The sequence below is a fragment of the Paenibacillus sp. YAF4_2 genome (genome assembly GCF_052113225.1).
GTDB lineage: Bacteria > Bacillota > Bacilli > Paenibacillales > Paenibacillaceae > Pristimantibacillus.
This window is the reverse complement of record NZ_JBFRCT010000012.1, coordinates 169869-189976: the sequence shown is the minus strand read 5'-3', so window position 1 is coordinate 189976 and position 20108 is coordinate 169869. Positions and strand designations below refer to the sequence as shown.

The following is a 20108-nucleotide window of genomic DNA, read 5'->3' as shown; positions in this document are numbered from 1 at the left end:
GCCAGCTGCGGCAGCGCGGCCAGCTGCGGCAGCGTCTGCGGCACGCTGCTGCCGCCCGCACTCGGCGCAGGGGCTGCGCCCGCATCATCGCCGGATGCTTCGCCGGCGATGCCAACCAGCTGCTGCTGCAGTGCATCCAGCAGTTCGTGCGCTGGGCGCCCGAACATGACCTGCTGCAGCGCACTAACGGTGCCGCCGGATATCGGCAGCCCACGCTTCACACCCGCAGCTGCCGCCTGCATCCACTGCTCAGCATCTGCCTCAGGCGGCATAGCCTCCGCCGCCGCACGCAAAGCCATGAATGTATCCTTATTCATGGTTACGCCATCTTTGCGTAAATCCTTAATAACATCGGTCGCCCATTTCACATCAGGCATCCCGCTTTGCTTTACCCATTCTTTTATTGCATCCTCAAGGCCCGACTGGTTTTCAACCTGTTTCAACACAAGTAGACCGCCTGTTGATTGTGGTTGTACCTGAAGCATCGCGAATTTTCCCGGCTCCAAAGGCAGCTCCAAGTAAGCTCTTACCTGTACACCATTAATTTGTACGGTTGCTTCGTTATTTTCTAACAGCTGTAAGACAACACCACGAACAACCTGTCCTGGCTTTAGCTCCAGCTTACGGTTATCTCCGCTTCCTGCCGACTCGCCAAGCAGGCCCCTTACCAATTGCCCAATGTTCATACGTTCACCTCTTTCGCTGTCGCATGATGCTTACGCACGATTATTCCACTACTCCCTATATCGGCTTTTTCCTACATCCATTGAAGAACGGTCAACCATCATTATTTGAATAAGTCGCTCTATAACCTGTTATTTGCACAAAAAAACAGCGTATAGCTCAAATTCAAGCAATACGCTGTTCATATATCGTTATAAGGAATTTAAAATAGCTGTTGTTGTTCTACAAAAATTTTACCCATGAAAGACTTGCGGTGAAGCGGACTTGCTCCGTATTCAAGCAGCCGCTCCCGATGCAGCTTTGTCGCATAACCTTTATGTATCGCAATACCATACTCCGGATATAATTGCTCCCACTCGTTCTCGCATAATCGGTCTCTTGTCACCTTGGCAATAATCGAAGCGGCAGCAATTGTCTGGCTTGTCGCATCGCCCTTAATGATCGCAAGCTGTGGCTTAGGCATATCTACCTTCTCAGCATCAACTAGCAAATAATCCGGCTCTGCCTTCAGCGATTCCAGCGCGATTTTCATCGCAAGCCTTGCCGCCTGCTTAATGTTAATCCGGTCAATCGTCTCCGCATCTACTCGAGCCGCAGCCCAAGCAATACTTTGATCGACTATAACCTCATACAGCTGATTCCGCTTTTTCTCGGACAGCTTCTTGGAGTCATTGACACCTTCAAGTATGAGATGAGGTGGTAAAATAACCGCAGCTGCTACTACATCACCGAATAAGCAGCCTCTTCCTACCTCATCAACGCCGGCAATCGCAGAGTATCCCTCTTCCCATAACCTCTGTTCATATTCCAGCACGTTCTCTACTCCCCCGGTCTTCCTGCTGCTGCCGGGAATGGCGCTTCCAGCGTAATACGTCCAAGCTTACCTGCACGAAGCTCCCGTAAAATAATGCCGGATGCTTTCTCCAGGTCAACATGTCCTCCGCTCACCAGACATCCTCTGCGGCGTCCGATATCTTCCATGATCCGAACGACCTCATCTGAATCTGTCGCATCAGTAGGCGGTGTGTCGAGCTCGAATCGTTCCTTCAAAGCCGGCCAATATCGCTCAGCAAGCTCACGAACCGCAAAGAACGCGATGTCTTCCACGTTCAGGATTTGCTCTCTTATTGCACCTGTCATCGCAAGGCGGAAGCCAACTAGCTCGTCTTCGAATTTCGGCCACAAAATACCCGGTGTATCTAGCAAGTCCATCTCATAGTTCGTTTTAATCCACTGCTGGCCTTTCGTTACCCCCGGCCGATCGCCTGTAATAGCAATATTACGTCCAGCCAAACGATTAATCAGCGTAGATTTACCAACATTCGGAATACCAACAATCAATCCACGCATTGCGCGAGGGTTCATCCCTTTTGACAACTGGCGATCGATTTTCTCCTTCAGGATTTCCTTCGCCTTCATTGGAATGTCTCCAACACGCGTTCCTGTTGACGAATCGACTGCTACCGTCTCATGACCTTCGTATTTAAAATATTCGATCCATTGCTCTGTGACCTTCGGATCAGCTAGATCCGACTTATTCAAAACAATCAGCCGCGGCTTGCCGCTCAAAATCTCATCAACCATAGGATTACGGCTGGAAAGCGGAACACGCGCATCCAATAGCTCAATGGCAATATCGATTAGTTTTAACTTCGCTTGTATTTGCCGTTTTGCCCGGGTCATATGACCGGGAAACCATTGAATGGTCATTTCCTCACCTCATTGCAGCATTACCAGTGCACTTTATAGTGCTTAATGATGCTAATTTTATTTAATGGCCAGAACATAGCATCTGCCCTGCCGATAATTTCTTTTTCAGACACGAAGCCAATATCACGGCTGTCTTGACTGTTACCGCGATGATCACCCATAGCGAAGATTTTTCCGTCAGGTACAACCGATTCCGAAACATTTGAATTCGGGAAGTCAGGTCCTGTGTTATAGAGTTCTCCACTCGCATGTGCAGCTTCAATTGCTTCTTTAATGTAAGGCTCATCAACCTTCTGATCATTGACGAAGACATCGTCTCCAACTACCTTAAGCGTATCACCAGGTACACCGATGACCCGTTTAATGAAGTCTCTGCCTTGATCCGGCACATGGAAGACAACAACTTCTCCATGATGAGGTTCGCGCAATTTGAATATGAGTTTATTCACGATGAGGCGTTCACCCGTATAGAAGTTAGGCTCCATAGATGGTCCTTCCACAATAAAAGGCGAGAACAGAAACGTACGGATAATAAACACAAGAATAACCGCAATAGCGAGCGCCTTAATCCAGTCTACAATTTCCTTGTAGGCACGTCCGCCCTTTTTTGCGTCAGTCGGTCCTGATGTATTCAGTACAGTTCCATCGATTACTTCCGATTGCTGATTCGAGTCTTCATTATGCTGTTGTGAATTCACCAGTACGCCTTCTTTCTATCTATAGTGTCCCTATTCGTACATAGCAAGTCATGCCAAAATAACGAAAAGGAGCTTGTTTGAGCAAGCCCCTCTTGTCGTTTGATCTTAACGAATTTCTTTAATTCTTGCAGCTTTACCGCGCAGTTCGCGAAGGTAGTACAGTTTCGCGCGACGTACTTTACCGCGACGAGCCACTTCGATTTTCTCGAGTTTAGGCGAATGCAGTGGGAAAGTTCTTTCCACACCAACACCGTACGAGATTTTACGAACCGTAAACGTTTCGCTGATTCCGCCGCCGCGACGTTTAATTACAACGCCTTCGAACAACTGAATCCGCTCACGCGAGCCCTCGATAACTTTAACGTGTACTTTCAACGTGTCACCTGGACGAAAATTAGGAAGATCTTGACGAAGCTGTTCTTGTGCAATCGTTTGTAAAAGATTCATCTTTGTTTCACTCCTTCCACCATAGACGTTCTTAACAGCTCTTACTGTTCCTAGTGAACAGCGTCATCACTATTAGCGGACCGTCCGATTAATACGTACAACATTTGAAATTTTAACACAGCGTACAACTTTTTTCAACCTCTTTTATTCCAAAACACGAACTTCCCTAGTACCAATCAGTATATCCAAAAGCGATCTCTTTCAAACTCCACCCTACACTTCGATCGTGATGCCATTAACTGCCTATTTCATAGACTACCCGCTATCGCCGTCTCTATGAAATGTTCTCTTTCATATAATAACCATGAAGCTGAATGAAATGGGGTTATGTGATGACTATAAAAAAGACTATAAAAAAGATTAGCAAGAGTAATGTCAAAAGCAAGTCGAAGAACATTGTAGCTAACACCATCAAGGCAAAAGGTGTCAAACGTGCATCAACAAGTCTCTACCGCAAAAAAAGATCCACGTATAAAAAAACTAGAAGTTTTCGAAAATCTGCTTTCCGAGCAGTCTCCAACCAATTTCAAACCATCATCTCCACCACTGTACCACAGGTTATCTATAGCCAAGAGGTATTTGACTTAGGAAATGAGTACAATCCAGCGACATCAACTTTCACTGCCAAACAAAAAGGAATTTATAACTTCTCTGCAACTGTCAACTACGGTACTGAACCAGTAACTCCTGTGACAGTAACTCTTGTTATATTAGTTAACGATGAAGTACAGATCCCTGTTATAGAAACGTTAAGCTCAGGAAGTGGGATTGTGCTCACAACAGGTGTAGTCAAACTTAGTAAAGGGGATACCGTTCAAGTTGTTATTAGAGTAACTGCTGACGGCTTTATTTTTTCTGGTACTGGTACACGATTCGAAGGCTTCAGAGTCCGTTAATCAACTGATTCTTTGTTGTATATCGTAAAGCCTATTTAATAGTTCTCTCCACTGAAGCCGTTTCTAGTAAATGGACTCCCCCATACATTAATGTATTGCAGGTTCAGCAATAGATTTTGTAAGGAAAGGAGGTTTGTTCTTATGACAATCCGTAAATCAAAATGCATACCTCGTAAATTCAAATCAGCTTTTAAAGCTATTTCTGATCAAAATCAATCTATTGGCAGACCTGAATTTGGTGTAACCGTAAGATATGGCAAAAAAATCCTTGATCTTGGAAAAGAATATAATCCTGCCACTTCTACCTTTACTCCCAAACATGATGGTGTTTACTCCCTATTTGGAAGCATCCTTTACAAAAGAGGATCAAAGAGCCTGATGAAGTCATTTTACTTCTTACAGTCAATGATATTGTAATCTTTGCTGGTAGTAAAGTTATCAACGCGGATCGTGAGTTTATTACTGCAGCAGCTGTTAAACGACTTCGAAAGGGTGACAAGGTACAATTATCCGCTTCCTCTCATGTATCCGGTGGCTTAATCCTTAAAGGATGTTTAACTCGATTTAAGGGAAAAAGAATTCGTTAATGGGTAATAGATGGAGGCAAAGAGCAATGCCAATTAAAAGACAAGCAGTCAAAACCAAATGCTCGGTCAAAACGACTGCTAAAGGCAATGTGAAAGCCAAAAAATCTGTGAATGTATCGTATCTAATCAATTCTAAGCGATAATGGCTAACACAGTAACGCGAGTAGTATTTTGTATTCTTTGGTTCCACTCCGGTTGCTTCTTCACAAGTTTCAATTGCCATCACAGTTAATGAGCAACGAAAGAAAGAACCGCCTGCTCGGCCTAATGGCTGTGCGACGGTTCTTTTTTATGGGGTTTGTTCTCGTTTCTGTGCAGCTAGCCATTTGCGTTCCTTATCCGTAAGCTCTGCATTCTCAAGCAGGTCAGGACGGCGCTTCAGCGTACGCAGAAGCGATTGCTCACGTCTCCAGGCATCAATCTTCGCATGATTGCCAGATATGAGTACCTCTGGCACTTCCCAGTCTCTGAATACCGCTGGACGGGTGTAATGCGGATACTCCAGTAGGCCTGTGCTGTATGAGTCCGTCACAGCCGATGACTCATTCCCTAGAACACCGGGGAGCAGCCGGACAACGCTGTCTATGACTGTCATAGCAGGAATTTCTCCGCCAGTTAATACATAATCACCAATGGATAACTCATCGGTCACCAAAAACTCGCGGATACGTTCATCATACCCCTCATAGTGGCCGCAGATCAGCACAAGATGCTCTTCCTTCGACAGCTCCTCCGCTTTCTTCTGCGTGAAGGATTCGCCTTGTGGGCACATCAGAATGACACGGGGGCGGGCTCCGCCTTCCTTCTTGGCCATCAGATCCTCTACAGCTCCAAAGACCGGCTCAGCCTTAAGCACCATCCCGCCGCCGCCTCCGTAAGGATAGTCATCCACGGTGTTATGCTTATTATTAGAATAATCACGGAAGTTAATCGCTTCAAGTGATACGATTCCTTTATCTCGTGCTTTACCTAGGATGCTTGCGCCAAATACGCCATCGAACATATCCGGGAACAGCGTCAGCACATCAATACGCATTATTAGATCAGCCCTTCCAATAAACGAACAGTAACCGTTTTGTTTGCTACATCGACATTCAGCAGGACATCATCAATAACCGGCAATAGTAGTTCCTTACGCTTCGGCTGTTCCACAACCCACACATCATTCGCGCCAGGACGCAATATTTCAGTGATCGTCCCTAGCTCTTCGCCTTCTTCAGTTACAACGCGGCAGCCAATGATTTCATGATAGTAGTACTCGCCTTCATCCAGCTTCTCAAGGTCCGTTTCTTCAACCTTTAATAGCCAGCCTTTATACTTCTCAACTTCATTAATATCGTTGAAGCCTTTAAGCTTCAAGACAAACATACCCTTTTGTTCACGGGAACTAACGATTTCTACTTCCAGCTTCTGTCCATTATCCATGTTTTGAAGCGATAATTTGTTGCCTGGAGCAAAGCGTATATCAGCAAAATCTGTCTGCGACAATACTTTCACTTCGCCACGAAGACCATGGGTATTGACCAGCTTGCCGACAGTAAACCATTTGTTGTTACTCATAGTCTGTACCCACCTATCTATATTTGTACGAAAAAGGGCTAGGATAATTATCCTAACCCTGCATCGTATGTGTTTACGATATGATGTCTACGATAACGCGTTTCTGGGATTTGATGGCCGCGGATGTAACGACGGCACGAATGGCTTTCGCAATCCGCCCCTGCTTGCCAATTACCTTACCGATATCATCAGCATGGACCGACAGCTCGTACACCGTACCACGATCATCATCTCTCTCATTAACGCGCACGTCCTCTGGATGATCCACTAACGCCTTTGCGATGACAAGAATCAATTCTTTCATTTCAAGGCCCTCCGCTATTCAACAGTTATTTCTGTTGCTTAAGCTCATGGAACTTTTTCAGGACACCTGCTTTGGAAAGCAAGTCGCGAACTGTATCAGAAGCTTGAGCTCCTGTTTGCAGCCATTTCAATGCTTTCTCTTCATCAATCGTTACTTGAGCCGGTTGTGTAACCGGGTTGTAAGTACCGATTTCTTCGATAAAGCGACCGTCACGTGGGGAACGGGAGTTAGAAACGACAACGCGGTAGAATGGGGCTTTATGAGCACCCATACGTTTCAGACGAATACGTACTGCCATGGAAATTCACCTCCTTCATTTAATCAAATCTATGTTTTGTATGGCTTAAAAAGGGAACTTCATCCCTTTGCCGCCTTTGCCAAGCATACCCTTCAAGCCTTTCATGCCGCCTTTAGGTCCCTTTGGACCCATCATCGATGAGAATTGCTTCATCATCTTGCGCATATCTTCGAACTGCTTGATAAGGCGATTTACTTCCGTTATGGATGTTCCACTGCCTGCTGCAACACGCTTACGGCGGCTGTGATTAAGCAGTTCCGGCTTTTGCTTCTCTGCTTTTGTCATCGAGCGGACAATCGCTTCAACGCGGTTGATTTGCTTCTCGTCCACTTTCATATCCTTCATGTTGCCCTTCATCTTGTTCATGCCAGGCAGCATATCCATCAGTTGATCGAGTGGACCAAGCTTCCGGATCTGAGCCATCTGTTCGAGGAAGTCGTCGAATGTAAATTCGGCCGTTCGCATTTTTCGTTCCATCTCTGCCGCTTTATCGGCATCAATATTCATTTGCGCCTTCTCGATCAGAGACAGCATATCACCCATCCCGAGGATACGGGATGCCATCCGGTCTGGATGGAACGGCTCGAGCGCATCAATCTTCTCGCCCATTGCAGCGAATTTGATCGGCTTGCCGGTTACTGCTTTGACAGACAACGCAGCACCGCCGCGTGTATCGCCGTCCAGCTTCGTCAGTACAACACCTGTCAGCTCAAGCTGCTCATGGAAGCTTTGCGCTACGTTGACCGCATCTTGACCAGTCATTGCATCAACAACGAGCAATACTTCGTCAGGATTAACATTTTGATGAATTTGTTTAAGCTCTTCCATCAAAATTTCATCAATATGCAGCCTCCCGGCAGTATCGAAGATCACATAATCATTGTGATTTTCCTTGGCATGCGCCAGACCAGCTTTTGCAATCTCCACTGGAGTAGTTTGATCTCCCAAGGAGAATACTGGAGCATCGATCTGTTCTCCGAGTACTTGAAGCTGCTTAATCGCAGCAGGACGATAAATGTCACAGGCAACCAGGAGCGGCTTGTGATTGCTCTTTTGAAGCAACTTTGCCAGCTTGCCTGTTGTCGTTGTCTTACCGGCACCTTGCAAACCAACCATCATAATAACTGTTGGAGGCTTGTTCGCTTTTGCAAGCTTACTTTGTGTACCGCCCATCAATTCCGTTAACTCTTTATTAACGATGTCGATGACGACCATGCCAGGCGTAAAGCTCTTCGAAACATCGAGGCCAAGCGCCTTCTCTTTCACTTTGGCAATAAAATCTTTGACAACTTTAAAGTTAACGTCCGCTTCGAGCAAGGCAAGCCGTACTTCGCGCATTGCTTCGTTCAAATCTTCTTCCGATACTTTACCTTTGCCTCTCAGCTTGCTGAACACGTTTTGTAATCGGTTCGTTAAGCTCTCAAATGCCGCCATGATTCGTCACCTCCGTCACATCTATATATTCCGTCTTCGTTAATTGTTCAATATCATCAAGCAGCTTTTGCTTAAATACGTTGTCTATCGGCAATGCAGCTACTTTACGTTCCAGCTCTTCAGCCAGCTTTTGCATCGCTTCATACTTGGCTAGAAGCATAAGTTTCCCTTCATAGCTTTCAAGCACTTGCTCTGCACGTTTCACATGTTCATACACCGCTTGTCTGCTTATGCCAGATTCAGCGGCGATCTCGCCGAGCGAGTAATCATCATGGAAGTAATATTTCAAGAAAGTCCGCTGCTTCTCAGTAAGAAGCGGTTCGTAGAAATCAAATAACGAGTTAATTCGAGTTGTCTTCGCAAGGGCATCCGGTTCATGAATAGTCATTAGCTTCCGCCCCTTTCGAATTGTCCGTCAAGTAAATAGCCTTGACAGTGTTACAACGACTCTTATCTTACACGAAGTCAGATAGCACTGTCAAGCATTTGTCCTTGTCACTTGTTTAATTCGATTCCGACTCTTCATCTTCCCGCTGAATCAGCCCTGCGAACAAGGCGTGAACGAACTGCTCGGAGTCAAATTCCTGCAGATCAGTCATTTTCTCCCCGAGTCCTACAAGCTTCACCGGAAGGTTCAATTCATTGCGGATCGCAATAACGATACCGCCTTTCGCTGTACCATCCAGCTTCGTTAATACGAGGCCGGTTACGCCGCTCTTCTCGCCGAACAGCTTCGCTTGGCTGAGCGCATTTTGGCCCGTTGTTGCATCAAGCACGAGCAGTACTTCATGTGGAGCATCCGGAATCTCACGTTGAATAACGCGGAAAATTTTGTTCAGCTCTTCCATCAGATTCGTTTTGTTCTGCAGACGGCCTGCTGTATCGCACAGCAATACATCAACACCACGCTGCTTTGCTGCTTGAACAGCATCGAACATAACGGCAGCTGGATCAGACCCCGATTGCTGCTTAATCACATCAACACCAACTCGTTGTCCCCATACTTCGAGCTGTTCAATTGCACCTGCGCGGAACGTATCGCCGGCAGCAAGCAGAACGCTTTTGCCTTCGCTCTTGAATTTATGGGCCAGCTTTCCGATTGTTGTCGTCTTACCAACACCGTTAACACCAACGAACAAAATAACGGTAATGCCGCTTTTCGCCATTTGGATGCCTGGATTCGACTCACCTTTAAGCAGTCCTACCAGCTTTTCAGACAAAACAGGCTGCAGCTCAGATGGTTGTTCAATTTTACGTTTCTTCACTTCAGTACGTAATTCGTCAATCAGTGTCATAACTGTATTGACGCCTACATCCGCACCGATGAGAATTTCCTCAAGCTCTTCATAGAACTCTTCATCGATCTTCTTGCGTCGAGTAATTAGCTCTTCGACCTTCTCAACGAGCGCAACACGCGTCTTTGTCAGGCCTTCCTTAAATATCGTTGTTACTGCTTCTGTCTTCGAAGCAATACTTTCCTTCAGCTTTTTGAAAAAACTCATACTGTTTCAAGTCCCCCATCCTATATCAGCATATTACGCGGATTCCTGCTCCTCCGCATCCTCCTCTAGACGGACCGATACGAGCTTCGATACGCCGCCTTCCTCCATCGTTACCCCATACAGCACATCTGCTTCTTCCATCGTACCTTTCCGATGGGTAACCACGATGAACTGGGTAAGTTCGGAGAATTCACGAAGGTATTGGGCAAAACGGGCAACGTTTGCTTCATCAAGCGCCGCTTCAACCTCGTCAAGTACACAGAACGGAACTGGCTTCACCTGCAAAATCGCGAACAATAACGCGATTGCAGTAAGCGCCCGCTCTCCGCCGGATAACAGCTGCAGATTTTGCAGCTTTTTACCTGGAGGCTGGGCTACGATATCAATCCCGGTATCGAGCACGCGTTCCGGATCCACCATCACAAGATCGGCACGTCCTCCGCCAAACAGCTTCGAGAAGACGACGACGAAATGACGTCTAATCTGTTCAAACGTCGTTTTGAACCGTTTGGACATTTCTTCATCCATCTCGCGGATAACCTGATACAGCGTTGTTTTTGCTTCTACCAGGTCATCCTTCTGCTCGGTCAAGAATTCGAACCGTTCCCGTACCCGCTCATACTCTTCGATTGCACCCATGTTCACATCGCCAAGTGCTGTAATTTGACGTTTAATATCGCGTACAGCATTTTGCGTTCCAACGATGTCTTCAGGAACCGGATATTGTTCCTTCGCTAGCTCAAAGCTCAGTTCATACTCTTCGCTTAGCTTGCGCAGAAGGTTGTCCAGCTCGACATCCAGACGGTTTGCTGCAATCTCAGTCTGCCGCATTTGCTCTTCAACATCACGAAGCTGTCCACGTTGTTCTTTCGTATCACTCTCGCCTTGTTCCAGCTCACGTACGCGATCCGCACGAGCCGAACGCTTCAGATCTGTCTGCTCTGAACATTCCTGCTTCTTCAGACGCAAATGATTCAGCTGTTCGATTTGTGTTACGGTCTCTTCACTGTGACGTTCCAGCTCCGCATCCTGCTGATTAAGCAGCGAGCGGTAGCTGGATAGCTCCTGCTTGGCGCGTTGAATATCTGCTCGAACACGTGCAGCCTGATCCTCGAAGGACTGCTTCTCTTGATCGGTCTTCGCAACGGAAATCTTCAAATCCGTCAGTTGGCCTTGAAGCTCTTCCTTCGCCGTCTCACTTGCTTTCCGGCGTTCCTCAGCAAGCCTGATGGCCTCTTGCAGGCGAGCTTCATCCGCTGTCAATTGCTCAAGACGGACCTCTGCCGCTTCGGCCATCGTCTGCATCGATTGCTGCTCAGCTGTGTGATTGCTGCGGTCTGCAGTGAACAACTGTTCTTGCTCACTCAGATGCTTCGCTTCATTCGACAACTGCTGCAGCTCTGCACGAACCTGCTGCTCATCGATCCGATACTGCTCAGATTGTGAACGGAGCTCCTCCATGTTTTGCGAACGGATTGACTGCTCCTTACGAAGGTCGCTAAGCTTATCCCGCAGTTGAGCGATTGTTTTCTCGCCTTCTATAATTTCCTGATCCAATGCTTCGATCTGGCGCTGGCGTCCTAACAGACTTGCTCCCTTCTTCTGAAGGCTGCCGCCAGTCATGGAACCACCTGCGTTTACCACATCGCCCTCAAGCGTAACGACCCGGTAACGATATTGGCATTTGGATGCAATACGGTTCGCCTGCTCCAACGTCTCGGCAAGAAGGACATTGCCTAAGAGGTTATTGATAATTGCTTGGTATTGCGGCTCGCAGGTAACAAGCTCTGCAGCCACTCCAACAAAGCCGTCTACTGATTCAGCCATCCGTTTATCATGTTCAGGCACTTGTCTGCTACGAATGACATCAAGAGGCAGGAACGTTGCTCGTCCAAGTTGACGCTGTTTCAAGAAGGCAATCGCGGCACGAGCTGACTTCTCATCTTCCATAACGATATGCTGCAACGCGCCGCCCAATGCGGTCTCTACAGCAGTCTCAATTCTTTCCGGCACACGGACAAGCTCGGCAACTGCACCATGTACACCACTAATGCCGCCGGAACCAGAGGAACGGCGAGAGGATTTAAGCACCTCACGAACACCATGCATAAAGCCATCTAGAGCGTCTTGCATTTCTTTCATTGTATCGCGGCGCGAGGTTTGTGCATCCAGCTTTTGCTCCCATTTGCGAAGCGCAGCCGTAGCGTCCTCTGCTATTTGGCCAAACTCCTTAGCCTTTTCCGCTTCATCAATATACTTCGTACGCGCTTTGGAAATCGCATCTAGCGTTGCTTCCAGCTGTTTCTCCAGCTCAGCCTTGCGAGCCGTCAGCTTTCTGCGCTGATCCGACCACTTGGCCTCTTCATCGCTCAAACGCTCCATTCGGCGCTGAACAGCTTCCTGCTGCTGAGCGGCATAACGAATTTCGTTACGCAGCTGTGCCATTGTGCTAAGCACCTCAAGCAGCTCGCCCTTCAGCATTTCTTCCGCATCTACCGCGGTCCCGCCAGCAACGCCAATGAGATTAGCCTCTTCAACGGAAAGCTTTTGCTTGAAATCCGCCAGTTGAAGCTCTAAAACAGCAGCCCGATTACGGAATTCCGCTTCCTCGCTCGTTAATGCAGCTATTCGCTCATCATGAGCAGCAATTGTCTCTTCTAACTGCCGTTTATTCTGCTCCAGGTTCTTCTTCCGTTCTTTAAGAACTTCCCCGAACCCTTCGCATTTCTCATATTCTTCACTATATTGCAGCATAGCCTCATGCAGCTGGTCCAGTGCTTCCTCCAGCTCGCGAAGCGCCTGGCGGTCCTTTTCCAAATGAGCATCATGCTTGCTGACGACCGTGGAGAGTTCAAGCTGTTCGCGCTTAAGTCGTTCAAGCTTGTTATTGGCCTCCGACCATGAACCGTACACATTCTCAATATTATGTACGTACATCGAAATCTCTTGCGTTTTGAGCTGTTCTCTTAATTGCTTGAAATGAATCGCTTTCTCCGATTGCACACGAAGAGGCTCGACCTGGTCTTCCAATTCAGTTACAAGGTCGTGAATACGCAGCAAATTATTCTCGGTGTCCTCCAGCTTGCGCTGTGCTTCACGTTTACGTGATTTATATTTCACAATGCCTGAAGCTTCTTCGAATATCCCGCGGCGATCCTCAGACCGGGTACTCAATATTTCCTCGATCCGGCCTTGTCCGATAATCGAATATGCTTCCTTACCGATACCCGTATCCATGAACAGCTCGGTAATATCTTTCAATCGGCACGACTGCTTGTTAATCATATATTCACTATCACCGCTCCGATGGACTCGGCGGGTTACCGTCACTTCGTTATATTCAAGCGGCAGCGCCCCATCACCATTATCGAGCGTCAGCGATACTTCACCATAGTTAACTGCCTTACGTGCATCACTTCCGGCAAAAATAATATCTTCCATCTTGCCGCCGCGAAGGCTTTTTGCACTTTGTTCGCCCAGCACCCAGCGGATACCGTCCGATATATTACTTTTACCGCTGCCATTAGGTCCAACAACAGCCGTAATGCCGGTAACGAACTCCATCTCCGTCTTGTCGGCAAATGATTTAAATCCTGCTAATTCTATTCGTTTCAGAAACATATACTGGCTTTCACCTCACCGCCTATTGTAACACAACTAGAGAGGGCTCGTAATCCCTTTACTCATGCGGAAATTCACCCTTTTAACAATCAAAAATGGCAATACAAGAGTAATCTTGTACTGCCATTCCTAAGGCCTTGCTATACTATTCCGTCAGCGACTGCCAGGCTACAGATGCAGCCCGTTGCTCCGCTTCCTTCTTCGTTCTGCCGCTTCCGTTTCCGTATGGAATTTCTCCAATACATACTTCAACGACAAACTCACGGTCATGAGCTGGTCCACGCTCTTCCATTATCCGATATTCAACCGCTCCAAGCCCTTTGTGCTGAGCACGCTCCTGCAGTTTAGACTTGAAGTCTTTCACCAGCAGGCCGTAATCATTAGACTCAATATATGGGAACATATGCGTCTCCAGAAAAGCTCTTGTCCGCTCAATACCGGCATCTAAGAAAATCGCACCAACAAACGCTTCGAACAAATCGGCGAGCAAGGCAGGACGTTGTCTTCCTCCGAGCTGCTCTTCACCTCTTCCGAGCTGTATATGAGCACCAAGCTCCAGCCGCTCTGCGAATTGTGCAAGCGAAGGCTCGCATACGACAGATGCACGCATGCGCGTAAGCTCACCTTCCGGACGGTTCGGATAAGCAGAGAACAGATATTCCGATACGAGCAGCTGCAGAACAGCATCACCTAGAAATTCCAGACGTTCATTATGCTCGATCGTCCCATGTTTATGTTCATTCACATAGGAAGTATGAGTAAATGCCTGCTTCAGCAGCTTCAGCTGTTTGAAGCGAAGCTGCAGACGTGTCTGCAGCTCATTAATGGAATCACGCTTCATAGACTTTCATCACAATCGTCGCGTTATGACCGCCGAAGCCAAACGAGTTGGACAGTGCCGTTTTGACATCTGCTTTACGAGGCTTGTTTGGCACATAATCGAGGTCAAGCTCAGGATCTTGATTCTCCAAGTTAATGGTTGGAGCAATAATGCCGTTCTGGAGCGTAAGACCAAGGATGACCGCTTCCACACCGCCTGCAGCACCAAGCAAATGGCCTGTCATCGATTTCGTGGAGCTAACGGCCAGTTTATAAGCATGGTCGCCAAAGGCTTTCTTAATTGCGGTTGTTTCCGAACGGTCACCTACTGGAGTCGAGGTGCCATGTGCGTTGATATAATCAATCGCTTCAGGCTCAATTCCAGCATCTTTTAATGCTTTCACCATACAACGAGCAGCACCGTCTGGATCAGGCTCTGTCATATGATGAGCATCGCCGCTCATGCCGTAGCCGATAACTTCGGCATAGATACGAGCACCACGCTGCTGTGCATGTTCAAGTGATTCCAGAATCATTACGCCTGCACCTTCGCCCATAATGAAACCATCTCGGTCAATGTCGAACGGACGGCTTGCCTTCTCAGGCTCGTCGTTGCGAACGGACATCGCACGCATTGAGCAGAAGCCTGCAAGACCTGTAGGCCGGATTGTTGCTTCTGCGCCGCCACAGATCATCACGTCTGCATCTCCGCGTTGAATCATTTTGTAGGAATCACCGATCGAGTGAGTACCTGTTGCACAAGCGGTAACCGCTGTACTGTTCGGACCCTTCGCACCAGTCAGCATCGATACTTGCCCGGAAGCCATATTCGCGATCATCATCGGAATGAAGAATGGACTTACGCGCTTAGGACCTTTCTCCAGCAAAATGTTATGCTGATCTTCCCATGTACCAAGTCCGCCGATACCAGAGCCGACGATAACGCCTACACGTTCCGGATCAACGTTAGTACCGATCTCTAGTCCAGCATCTTTTACTGCACTCATACTCGCTACAGACGCGAATTGAACGAAACGGTCCATACGACGAGCTTCTTTTCTATCAAGATTATAATCTTCGGGATTAAAGTTCTTCACTTCGGCTGCAATTTGGGTTGGATATTCAGAGACATCAAACGCTTCGATATGCGATACGCCTGATTTTCCTTCCATCAAATTCCCCCAGAACTGCTCCAGGTCTGCACCTAGCGAGGTAATGACCCCCATGCCGGTAACAACAACTCTTTGCTTCATTTAAGATTCACCTCGAGTGGACTGCAATTTAGATGCGTACATCACATCTTCTATATATAAAAAAGCGTGCAAGCTATTCATGCTCATTCATAATATCATGATAATTTAAGTGCCTCAGATGGAGAGAAGTCCCGTTTATTACAACGGGACCACTTCTTTTCCTTACGTATGAGATTGTATGTAATTTACTACTTCTCCCACCGTGGTGATCGTCTCTGCATCTTCATCAGAGATCTCCAGGTCAAACTCATCTTCCAATTCCATGACCAACTCAACGACATCAAGAGAGTCAGCGCCGAGGTCATCTTTGAAGGAAGCTTCCAGCGTGACTTCCGCTTCGTCTACGCCAAGTCTGTCGACGACGATACGTTTTACACGTTCTACTACTTCGGACATCCGATTCACCTCCTCCTAGGGTATTATACGAGAATTCAAGACAAAATGCCATACATAACCGCGCTAAATCCAGCGAGCATGCTTATTGATAATCCTTACATGTACATACCACCGTCTATATGAACGGTTTGTCCCGTCATATAAGACGCAGCATCAGATGCTAGGAAGCGTACTGCCGCAGCAATGTCTTCTGCCGAACCAAGGCGAGCAAGCGGAATTTGCGCGGACAAGGAATCCTTCATTTCAGAAGAAAGCTTGTCAGTCATATCCGTTTGAATAAAGCCTGGTGCGATACAGTTAACGGTAATCCCGCGTGAAGCAAGCTCACGTGCACTTGATTTGGTCAAGCCAATGACGCCTGCTTTCGCTGCTACATAATTCGCTTGACCCGGATTTCCGAGCACGCCAACAACAGAAGAGATGTTAATAATGCGTCCGGAACGCTGCTTCATCATAGGCCGCGTTGCCGCTTTGATCCCGTTAAAGACACCCTTCAAGTTCGTCTCAATAACTTGGTCAAATTCCTCTTCTTTCATACGCATAATTAAATTATCTCTTGTAATGCCAGCGTTATTCACCAAAATATCAATCGAGCCAAATTGATCAACAACTTCTTTGACCATTGCATCGAATTCGTCGGTTTTGCCGACGTTGGCTTTCAGCACAATAGCACGGCGTCCAAGCGCTTCAACAGCTAGAGCTGTCTCCGCAGCAGCAGCTTCGCTGCCTGAGTAGTTAATAGCTACATCCGCACCGGCTTCCGCAAGTGCAAGGGCAATCGCACGGCCAATGCCGCGGGATGCACCTGTTACAAGCGCTTTTTTGCCTTCAAGACTAGCAAACATGGTATACCTCCTCCAAGTTTTGCGTGAAACGGTGCCCTACAGTGCTTCTAAAGCTGCAAGGCTGTTAACCGAGATAACGCGAAGATTCTTGTCGATTTTCTTGATCAAGCCAGCCAGAACCGCACCGGAGCCAATTTCTACAAAAGTATCTACGCCTTGCTCGATCAAATAGCGAACGCTGTCTTCCCACAGAACAGGTGAATAAACCTGCTCGACCAGAAGATTACGAATCGAAGCTGCCGCTGTTACCGGAGCTGCCGTTACATTCGCAACGACAGGTACGGCCGCATCATTCATCGACACTTCCGAAAGAACGCCGGACAGCTTATCTGCTGCAGGCTTCATCAGGGACGAATGGAACGGGCCGCTTACTTCGAGCGGAATAACACGTTTCGCAACGGCCTCTTCTTTGCCGCGCTCAACAACCGCTTGAACACCTGCTGCAGAACCAGAAACAACAATTTGACCCGGACAGTTTACATTCGCCAGTTCAACCGTATTTCCTTCTTCTGTGATCTTGGCACAAAGCTCAGCCAGAACGCCACGCTCTGCACCAAGTACTGCAGCCATAGCACCTTGACCGCCTGGGACGGCTTGTTCCATAAACTCGCCGCGAGCACGAACCGTACGAACTGCATCTGCAAATGACAGAACGCCAGCAGCTACCAGTGCACTGTACTCCCCTAGACTGTGACCAGCTACGTAATCCGGTTTGAACCCGCGGCCTTCCAACGCTTGCAGCAAAGCCACACTGACAGTCAGCAGAGCAGGCTGAGTGTTAGCCGTTTGCTTCAACTGATCATCTGGTCCTTCAAAAATAATCTCACTAAGTTTGAAGCCAAGGGCTTCGTCTGCTTGATTAAAAATGGTACGCGAGCTTTCGAATGCCTCGTATACATCTTTACCCATGCCAACCGCCTGAGCGCCTTGGCCTGGGAATACAAATGCTATTTTACTCAACTTAAGTTCCCTCCGTTACCAGATCAATACGGATGCGCCCCAAGTAAGACCGCCTCCGAAGCCAACAAATACAAGACAGTCGCCTTCGTTAATTCGCCCTTGCTCAAAAGCCTCAGCAAGTGCAACCGGAATAGAAGCAGCCGACATGTTGCCGTATTTGTCCAAGTTAATCATACACTTCTCTTCTGGAAGATCGAGTCGGTTAAGTGCAGATTGAATAATGCGGACATTAGCTTGGTGCGGCACCAACAGGTCGATATCCTCTTTGCTCATGCCTGCTTTGCGAAGGGCTTCATCAGCTGCTCCGCCCATAATCCGTACTGCGAATTTGAATACATCATTGCCTGCCATGTGAATGTAATGCTGCTTAGAACTCACACTGTCTGCAGAAGCAGGCAAGCGCGATCCGCCGCCGCTTACTTTCAGCAGTTCGCCGCCGCCGCCATCAGCGCCAAGCTCGAACGACTTGAAGCCACGGCCTTCCGGCACTTGGCCAAGCACGACTGCTCCAGCTCCGTCACCAAACAGGATGCATGTATTGCGGTCTGTGTAATCGGTAATACGAGATAAGGTTTCAGCACCAACGACAAGCACATGCTTATACATGCCAGTTGCAATCATATTCGAAGCGGTCGCAAGACCATAGATAAATCCAGAACATGCTGCGGACAGATCAAAGGCTGCTGCTTTCTTCGCTCCAAGCTTCTCCTGCAGGAGACATGCTGTGGATGGGAAGAACATATCCGGAGTAATTGTCGATACGATGATGAGGTCAATATCCTCAATCGTTATCCCTGCTGCTTCAATGGCTTTGAGTGATGCTTGGTAAGCCAGATCTGACGTTGCCTGCTCCGGAGCTGCCATACGGCGTTCACGAATACCTGTACGCGTTACGATCCACTCGTCGTTTGTTTCCACCATTTGTTCAAGTTCTTGATTCGATAAAATTCGGTCGGGAACGTATTTGCCCGTACCAATAATGCCTACAGGATGTAAATTCATCATGACCTCCCGCCTATTTCCACTGCAATCGACTCAGTCAGCTGTGCTTTTATAGCCACTCGCGCTTGTCGAATAGCACTTTTTACAGCTAATGCATCGGATGAACCATGACATTTCATCACTAGTCCATTCAATCCAAGCAGCGGAGCACTCCCATGTTCCTTGTAATCCATTTTCTTTCGCAGACTCCGAAGCTTAGGCATCATAATGGCTGCCGCAATCTTCGTCATAAACGATTCGCCAAAGGCTTCTTTCAGGTAAGTCATCAATGTACCTGCTGTACCTTCAATCGCCTTAAGCATAATATTCCCCGCAAAGCCGTCACAAATAAGTATGTCGCAGCTGCGATTAAGCAAGTCTCGTGCTTCCACATTGCCGATAAAGTTAATCGGTGCCTGTTCAAGCAGATCATAAGCAGCTTTGGTCAATTCATTACCTTTCCGTTCTTCGGTACCTACGTTCAGCAGCCCTACACGCGGGTTATCCAAACCATGCACCTTCGTACGGTAGATGCTGCCCATTATTGCATATTGCAGCAAATGCTCCGGCTTCGCATCCATGTTAGCCCCAAGATCAAGCGCAAGGACGCCGATATCATCCATTGTAGGCAGCATAGGTGCCAGCGCCGGACGTTCGATGCCTTCAAGCCGGCCTACTACGAGCAGCCCCGTTGTCATAAGGGCTCCTGTATTACCAGCAGAGATCATCGCGTCTGCATGCTTCTCACGTACAAGCTGCCCGGCAACTACCATCGACGAGCCTTTTTTTCGACGAACCGCTTTGACCGGCTCTTCATCCGGACCGATCACTTCATCCGTATGGCATAACGTCACGTTGGCCGGTTTCTTTCCGTTGAGCAGCGGCTCAATAGCCGCCTTATCGCCAACAAGAACCAATTCCGTATCCGGCCACTCCGCCGCAGCATCCATCGCTCCCTGCACAATGAGGCTCGGAGCGTGGTCGCCTCCCATCGCATCTATGGCGATCCGCATGTCTTTTTCCTCCCAAAAACTCTACCCTCATAACAGGTAAAGCTAAACTTCAGCGTAAACGGCTGCGTCGTCCTTAGGAGGAGCAGCAGTCGTTTCGCGG

At 47.9% G+C, this 20108-nt stretch carries 21 protein-coding genes and 1 pseudogene; 2 read left to right on the top strand and 20 right to left on the bottom strand.

Going from position 1 to position 20108, the window contains the following annotated elements:
* The 5 genes and pseudogenes from AB4Y93_RS25160 to rplS all read right to left on the bottom strand — a co-directional run.
* A pseudogene (locus AB4Y93_RS25160) lies at window positions 1-686 on the bottom strand (hypothetical protein); the annotation flags it as partial.
* Window positions 687-886: 200 nt separating this feature from the next.
* Window positions 887-1498: a ribonuclease HII gene (locus AB4Y93_RS25155; protein ID WP_441896111.1), complete on the bottom strand. Its 612-nt coding sequence runs from the start codon at window positions 1496-1498 to the stop codon at window positions 887-889.
* 5 nt (window positions 1499-1503) lie between these two features.
* Complete coding sequence (ylqF, locus tag AB4Y93_RS25150) at window positions 1504-2394, bottom strand: ribosome biogenesis GTPase YlqF (protein WP_441896109.1); 891 nt, start codon at window positions 2392-2394, stop codon at window positions 1504-1506.
* A 20-nt stretch (window positions 2395-2414) separates the two neighbouring features.
* Window positions 2415-3092, bottom strand: a complete 678-nt coding sequence (gene lepB, locus AB4Y93_RS25145) for a signal peptidase I (protein ID WP_441896108.1) — start codon at window positions 3090-3092, stop codon at window positions 2415-2417.
* A 105-nt stretch (window positions 3093-3197) separates the two neighbouring features.
* A complete protein-coding gene (gene rplS, locus AB4Y93_RS25140) occupies window positions 3198-3539 on the bottom strand; it encodes a 50S ribosomal protein L19 (RefSeq protein ID WP_167280775.1) in 342 nt (113 codons plus the stop codon).
* 332 nt (window positions 3540-3871) lie between these two features.
* Between rplS and AB4Y93_RS25135 the strand changes: the two genes are divergently transcribed.
* Together AB4Y93_RS25135 and AB4Y93_RS25130 are read left to right on the top strand one after the other, a co-directional pair.
* Complete coding sequence (locus tag AB4Y93_RS25135) at window positions 3872-4435, top strand: C1q-like domain-containing protein (protein WP_441896106.1); 564 nt, start codon at window positions 3872-3874, stop codon at window positions 4433-4435.
* A 141-nt stretch (window positions 4436-4576) separates the two neighbouring features.
* A complete protein-coding gene (locus tag AB4Y93_RS25130; protein WP_441896104.1) occupies window positions 4577-4852 on the top strand; it encodes a hypothetical protein in 276 nt (91 codons plus the stop codon).
* A 459-nt stretch (window positions 4853-5311) separates the two neighbouring features.
* Here the strand turns inward: AB4Y93_RS25130 and trmD are convergent, their stop codons facing one another.
* The 15 genes from trmD to plsX form a co-directional block, all read right to left on the bottom strand.
* A complete protein-coding gene (trmD, locus tag AB4Y93_RS25125; protein ID WP_441896102.1) occupies window positions 5312-6058 on the bottom strand; it encodes a tRNA (guanosine(37)-N1)-methyltransferase TrmD in 747 nt (248 codons plus the stop codon).
* A 2-nt stretch (window positions 6059-6060) separates the two neighbouring features.
* Window positions 6061-6582: a ribosome maturation factor RimM gene (gene rimM, locus AB4Y93_RS25120; RefSeq protein WP_441896100.1), complete on the bottom strand. Its 522-nt coding sequence runs from the start codon at window positions 6580-6582 to the stop codon at window positions 6061-6063.
* 73 nt (window positions 6583-6655) lie between these two features.
* Complete coding sequence (locus AB4Y93_RS25115) at window positions 6656-6886, bottom strand: KH domain-containing protein (protein ID WP_091181527.1); 231 nt, start codon at window positions 6884-6886, stop codon at window positions 6656-6658.
* Window positions 6887-6911: 25 nt separating this feature from the next.
* Window positions 6912-7184, bottom strand: a complete 273-nt coding sequence (gene rpsP, locus AB4Y93_RS25110) for a 30S ribosomal protein S16 (protein WP_441896098.1) — start codon at window positions 7182-7184, stop codon at window positions 6912-6914.
* Window positions 7185-7229: 45 nt separating this feature from the next.
* Complete coding sequence (gene ffh / locus AB4Y93_RS25105) at window positions 7230-8618, bottom strand: signal recognition particle protein (protein ID WP_441896096.1); 1389 nt, start codon at window positions 8616-8618, stop codon at window positions 7230-7232.
* Entirely contained in the window at window positions 8605-9006 is a 402-nt protein-coding gene (ylxM, locus tag AB4Y93_RS25100) for a YlxM family DNA-binding protein (RefSeq protein ID WP_208420513.1), read from the bottom strand. The genes ffh and ylxM overlap by 14 nt, the downstream gene beginning before the upstream one ends.
* Before the next feature lie 115 nt (window positions 9007-9121).
* Window positions 9122-10120, bottom strand: a complete 999-nt coding sequence (gene ftsY, locus AB4Y93_RS25095) for a signal recognition particle-docking protein FtsY (RefSeq protein WP_441896094.1) — start codon at window positions 10118-10120, stop codon at window positions 9122-9124.
* Window positions 10121-10153: 33 nt separating this feature from the next.
* Window positions 10154-13741, bottom strand: a complete 3588-nt coding sequence (smc, locus tag AB4Y93_RS25090) for a chromosome segregation protein SMC (RefSeq protein WP_441896092.1) — start codon at window positions 13739-13741, stop codon at window positions 10154-10156.
* A gap of 145 nt (window positions 13742-13886) precedes the next feature.
* On the bottom strand, window positions 13887-14582 hold the full coding sequence (gene rnc, locus AB4Y93_RS25085) for a ribonuclease III (protein WP_167280784.1): 696 nt from the start codon (window positions 14580-14582) through the stop codon (window positions 13887-13889).
* Complete coding sequence (fabF, locus tag AB4Y93_RS25080; RefSeq protein ID WP_167280785.1) at window positions 14572-15813, bottom strand: beta-ketoacyl-ACP synthase II; 1242 nt, start codon at window positions 15811-15813, stop codon at window positions 14572-14574. The genes rnc and fabF overlap by 11 nt, the downstream gene beginning before the upstream one ends.
* Window positions 15814-15975: 162 nt before the next feature.
* Complete coding sequence (locus AB4Y93_RS25075; RefSeq protein WP_015845065.1) at window positions 15976-16209, bottom strand: acyl carrier protein; 234 nt, start codon at window positions 16207-16209, stop codon at window positions 15976-15978.
* A 95-nt stretch (window positions 16210-16304) separates the two neighbouring features.
* Window positions 16305-17054, bottom strand: coding sequence for a 3-oxoacyl-[acyl-carrier-protein] reductase (gene fabG / locus AB4Y93_RS25070; protein WP_441896090.1), 750 nt, complete (start codon window positions 17052-17054; stop codon window positions 16305-16307).
* A gap of 36 nt (window positions 17055-17090) precedes the next feature.
* Complete coding sequence (gene fabD, locus AB4Y93_RS25065; RefSeq protein ID WP_441896088.1) at window positions 17091-18014, bottom strand: ACP S-malonyltransferase; 924 nt, start codon at window positions 18012-18014, stop codon at window positions 17091-17093.
* Window positions 18015-18029: 15 nt separating this feature from the next.
* On the bottom strand, window positions 18030-19016 hold the full coding sequence (locus AB4Y93_RS25060) for a beta-ketoacyl-ACP synthase III (protein WP_167280897.1): 987 nt from the start codon (window positions 19014-19016) through the stop codon (window positions 18030-18032).
* Entirely contained in the window at window positions 19016-20008 is a 993-nt protein-coding gene (plsX, locus tag AB4Y93_RS25055; RefSeq protein ID WP_167280788.1) for a phosphate acyltransferase PlsX, read from the bottom strand. Before plsX ends, AB4Y93_RS25060 begins: the two co-directional genes overlap by 1 nt.
* Window positions 20009-20108 lie beyond the last annotated feature (100 nt).

Excerpts from the sequence above, each read along its gene's own strand:
- ylqF (WP_441896109.1), bottom strand. The coding sequence starts at position 2,394 with ATGACCATTCAATGGTTTCCCGGTCATATGACCCGGGCAAAACGGCAA.
- rplS (WP_167280775.1), bottom strand. The coding sequence starts at position 3,539 with ATGAATCTTTTACAAACGATTGCACAAGAACAGCTTCGTCAAGATCTT.
- AB4Y93_RS25135 (WP_441896106.1), top strand. The coding sequence starts at position 3,872 with ATGACTATAAAAAAGACTATAAAAAAGATTAGCAAGAGTAATGTCAAA.
- AB4Y93_RS25130 (WP_441896104.1), top strand. The coding sequence starts at position 4,577 with ATGACAATCCGTAAATCAAAATGCATACCTCGTAAATTCAAATCAGCT.
- trmD (WP_441896102.1), bottom strand. The coding sequence starts at position 6,058 with ATGCGTATTGATGTGCTGACGCTGTTCCCGGATATGTTCGATGGCGTA.
- rimM (WP_441896100.1), bottom strand. The coding sequence starts at position 6,582 with ATGAGTAACAACAAATGGTTTACTGTCGGCAAGCTGGTCAATACCCAT.
- AB4Y93_RS25115 (WP_091181527.1), bottom strand. The coding sequence starts at position 6,886 with ATGAAAGAATTGATTCTTGTCATCGCAAAGGCGTTAGTGGATCATCCA.
- rpsP (WP_441896098.1), bottom strand. The coding sequence starts at position 7,184 with ATGGCAGTACGTATTCGTCTGAAACGTATGGGTGCTCATAAAGCCCCA.
- ffh (WP_441896096.1), bottom strand. The coding sequence starts at position 8,618 with ATGGCGGCATTTGAGAGCTTAACGAACCGATTACAAAACGTGTTCAGC.
- ylxM (WP_208420513.1), bottom strand. The coding sequence starts at position 9,006 with ATGACTATTCATGAACCGGATGCCCTTGCGAAGACAACTCGAATTAAC.
- ftsY (WP_441896094.1), bottom strand. The coding sequence starts at position 10,120 with ATGAGTTTTTTCAAAAAGCTGAAGGAAAGTATTGCTTCGAAGACAGAA.
- smc (WP_441896092.1), bottom strand. The coding sequence starts at position 13,741 with ATGTTTCTGAAACGAATAGAATTAGCAGGATTTAAATCATTTGCCGAC.
- rnc (WP_167280784.1), bottom strand. The coding sequence starts at position 14,582 with ATGAAGCGTGATTCCATTAATGAGCTGCAGACACGTCTGCAGCTTCGC.
- fabF (WP_167280785.1), bottom strand. The coding sequence starts at position 15,813 with ATGAAGCAAAGAGTTGTTGTTACCGGCATGGGGGTCATTACCTCGCTA.
- AB4Y93_RS25075 (WP_015845065.1), bottom strand. The coding sequence starts at position 16,209 with ATGTCCGAAGTAGTAGAACGTGTAAAACGTATCGTCGTCGACAGACTT.
- fabG (WP_441896090.1), bottom strand. The coding sequence starts at position 17,054 with ATGTTTGCTAGTCTTGAAGGCAAAAAAGCGCTTGTAACAGGTGCATCC.
- AB4Y93_RS25060 (WP_167280897.1), bottom strand. The coding sequence starts at position 19,016 with ATGAATTTACATCCTGTAGGCATTATTGGTACGGGCAAATACGTTCCC.
- plsX (WP_167280788.1), bottom strand. The coding sequence starts at position 20,008 with ATGCGGATCGCCATAGATGCGATGGGAGGCGACCACGCTCCGAGCCTC.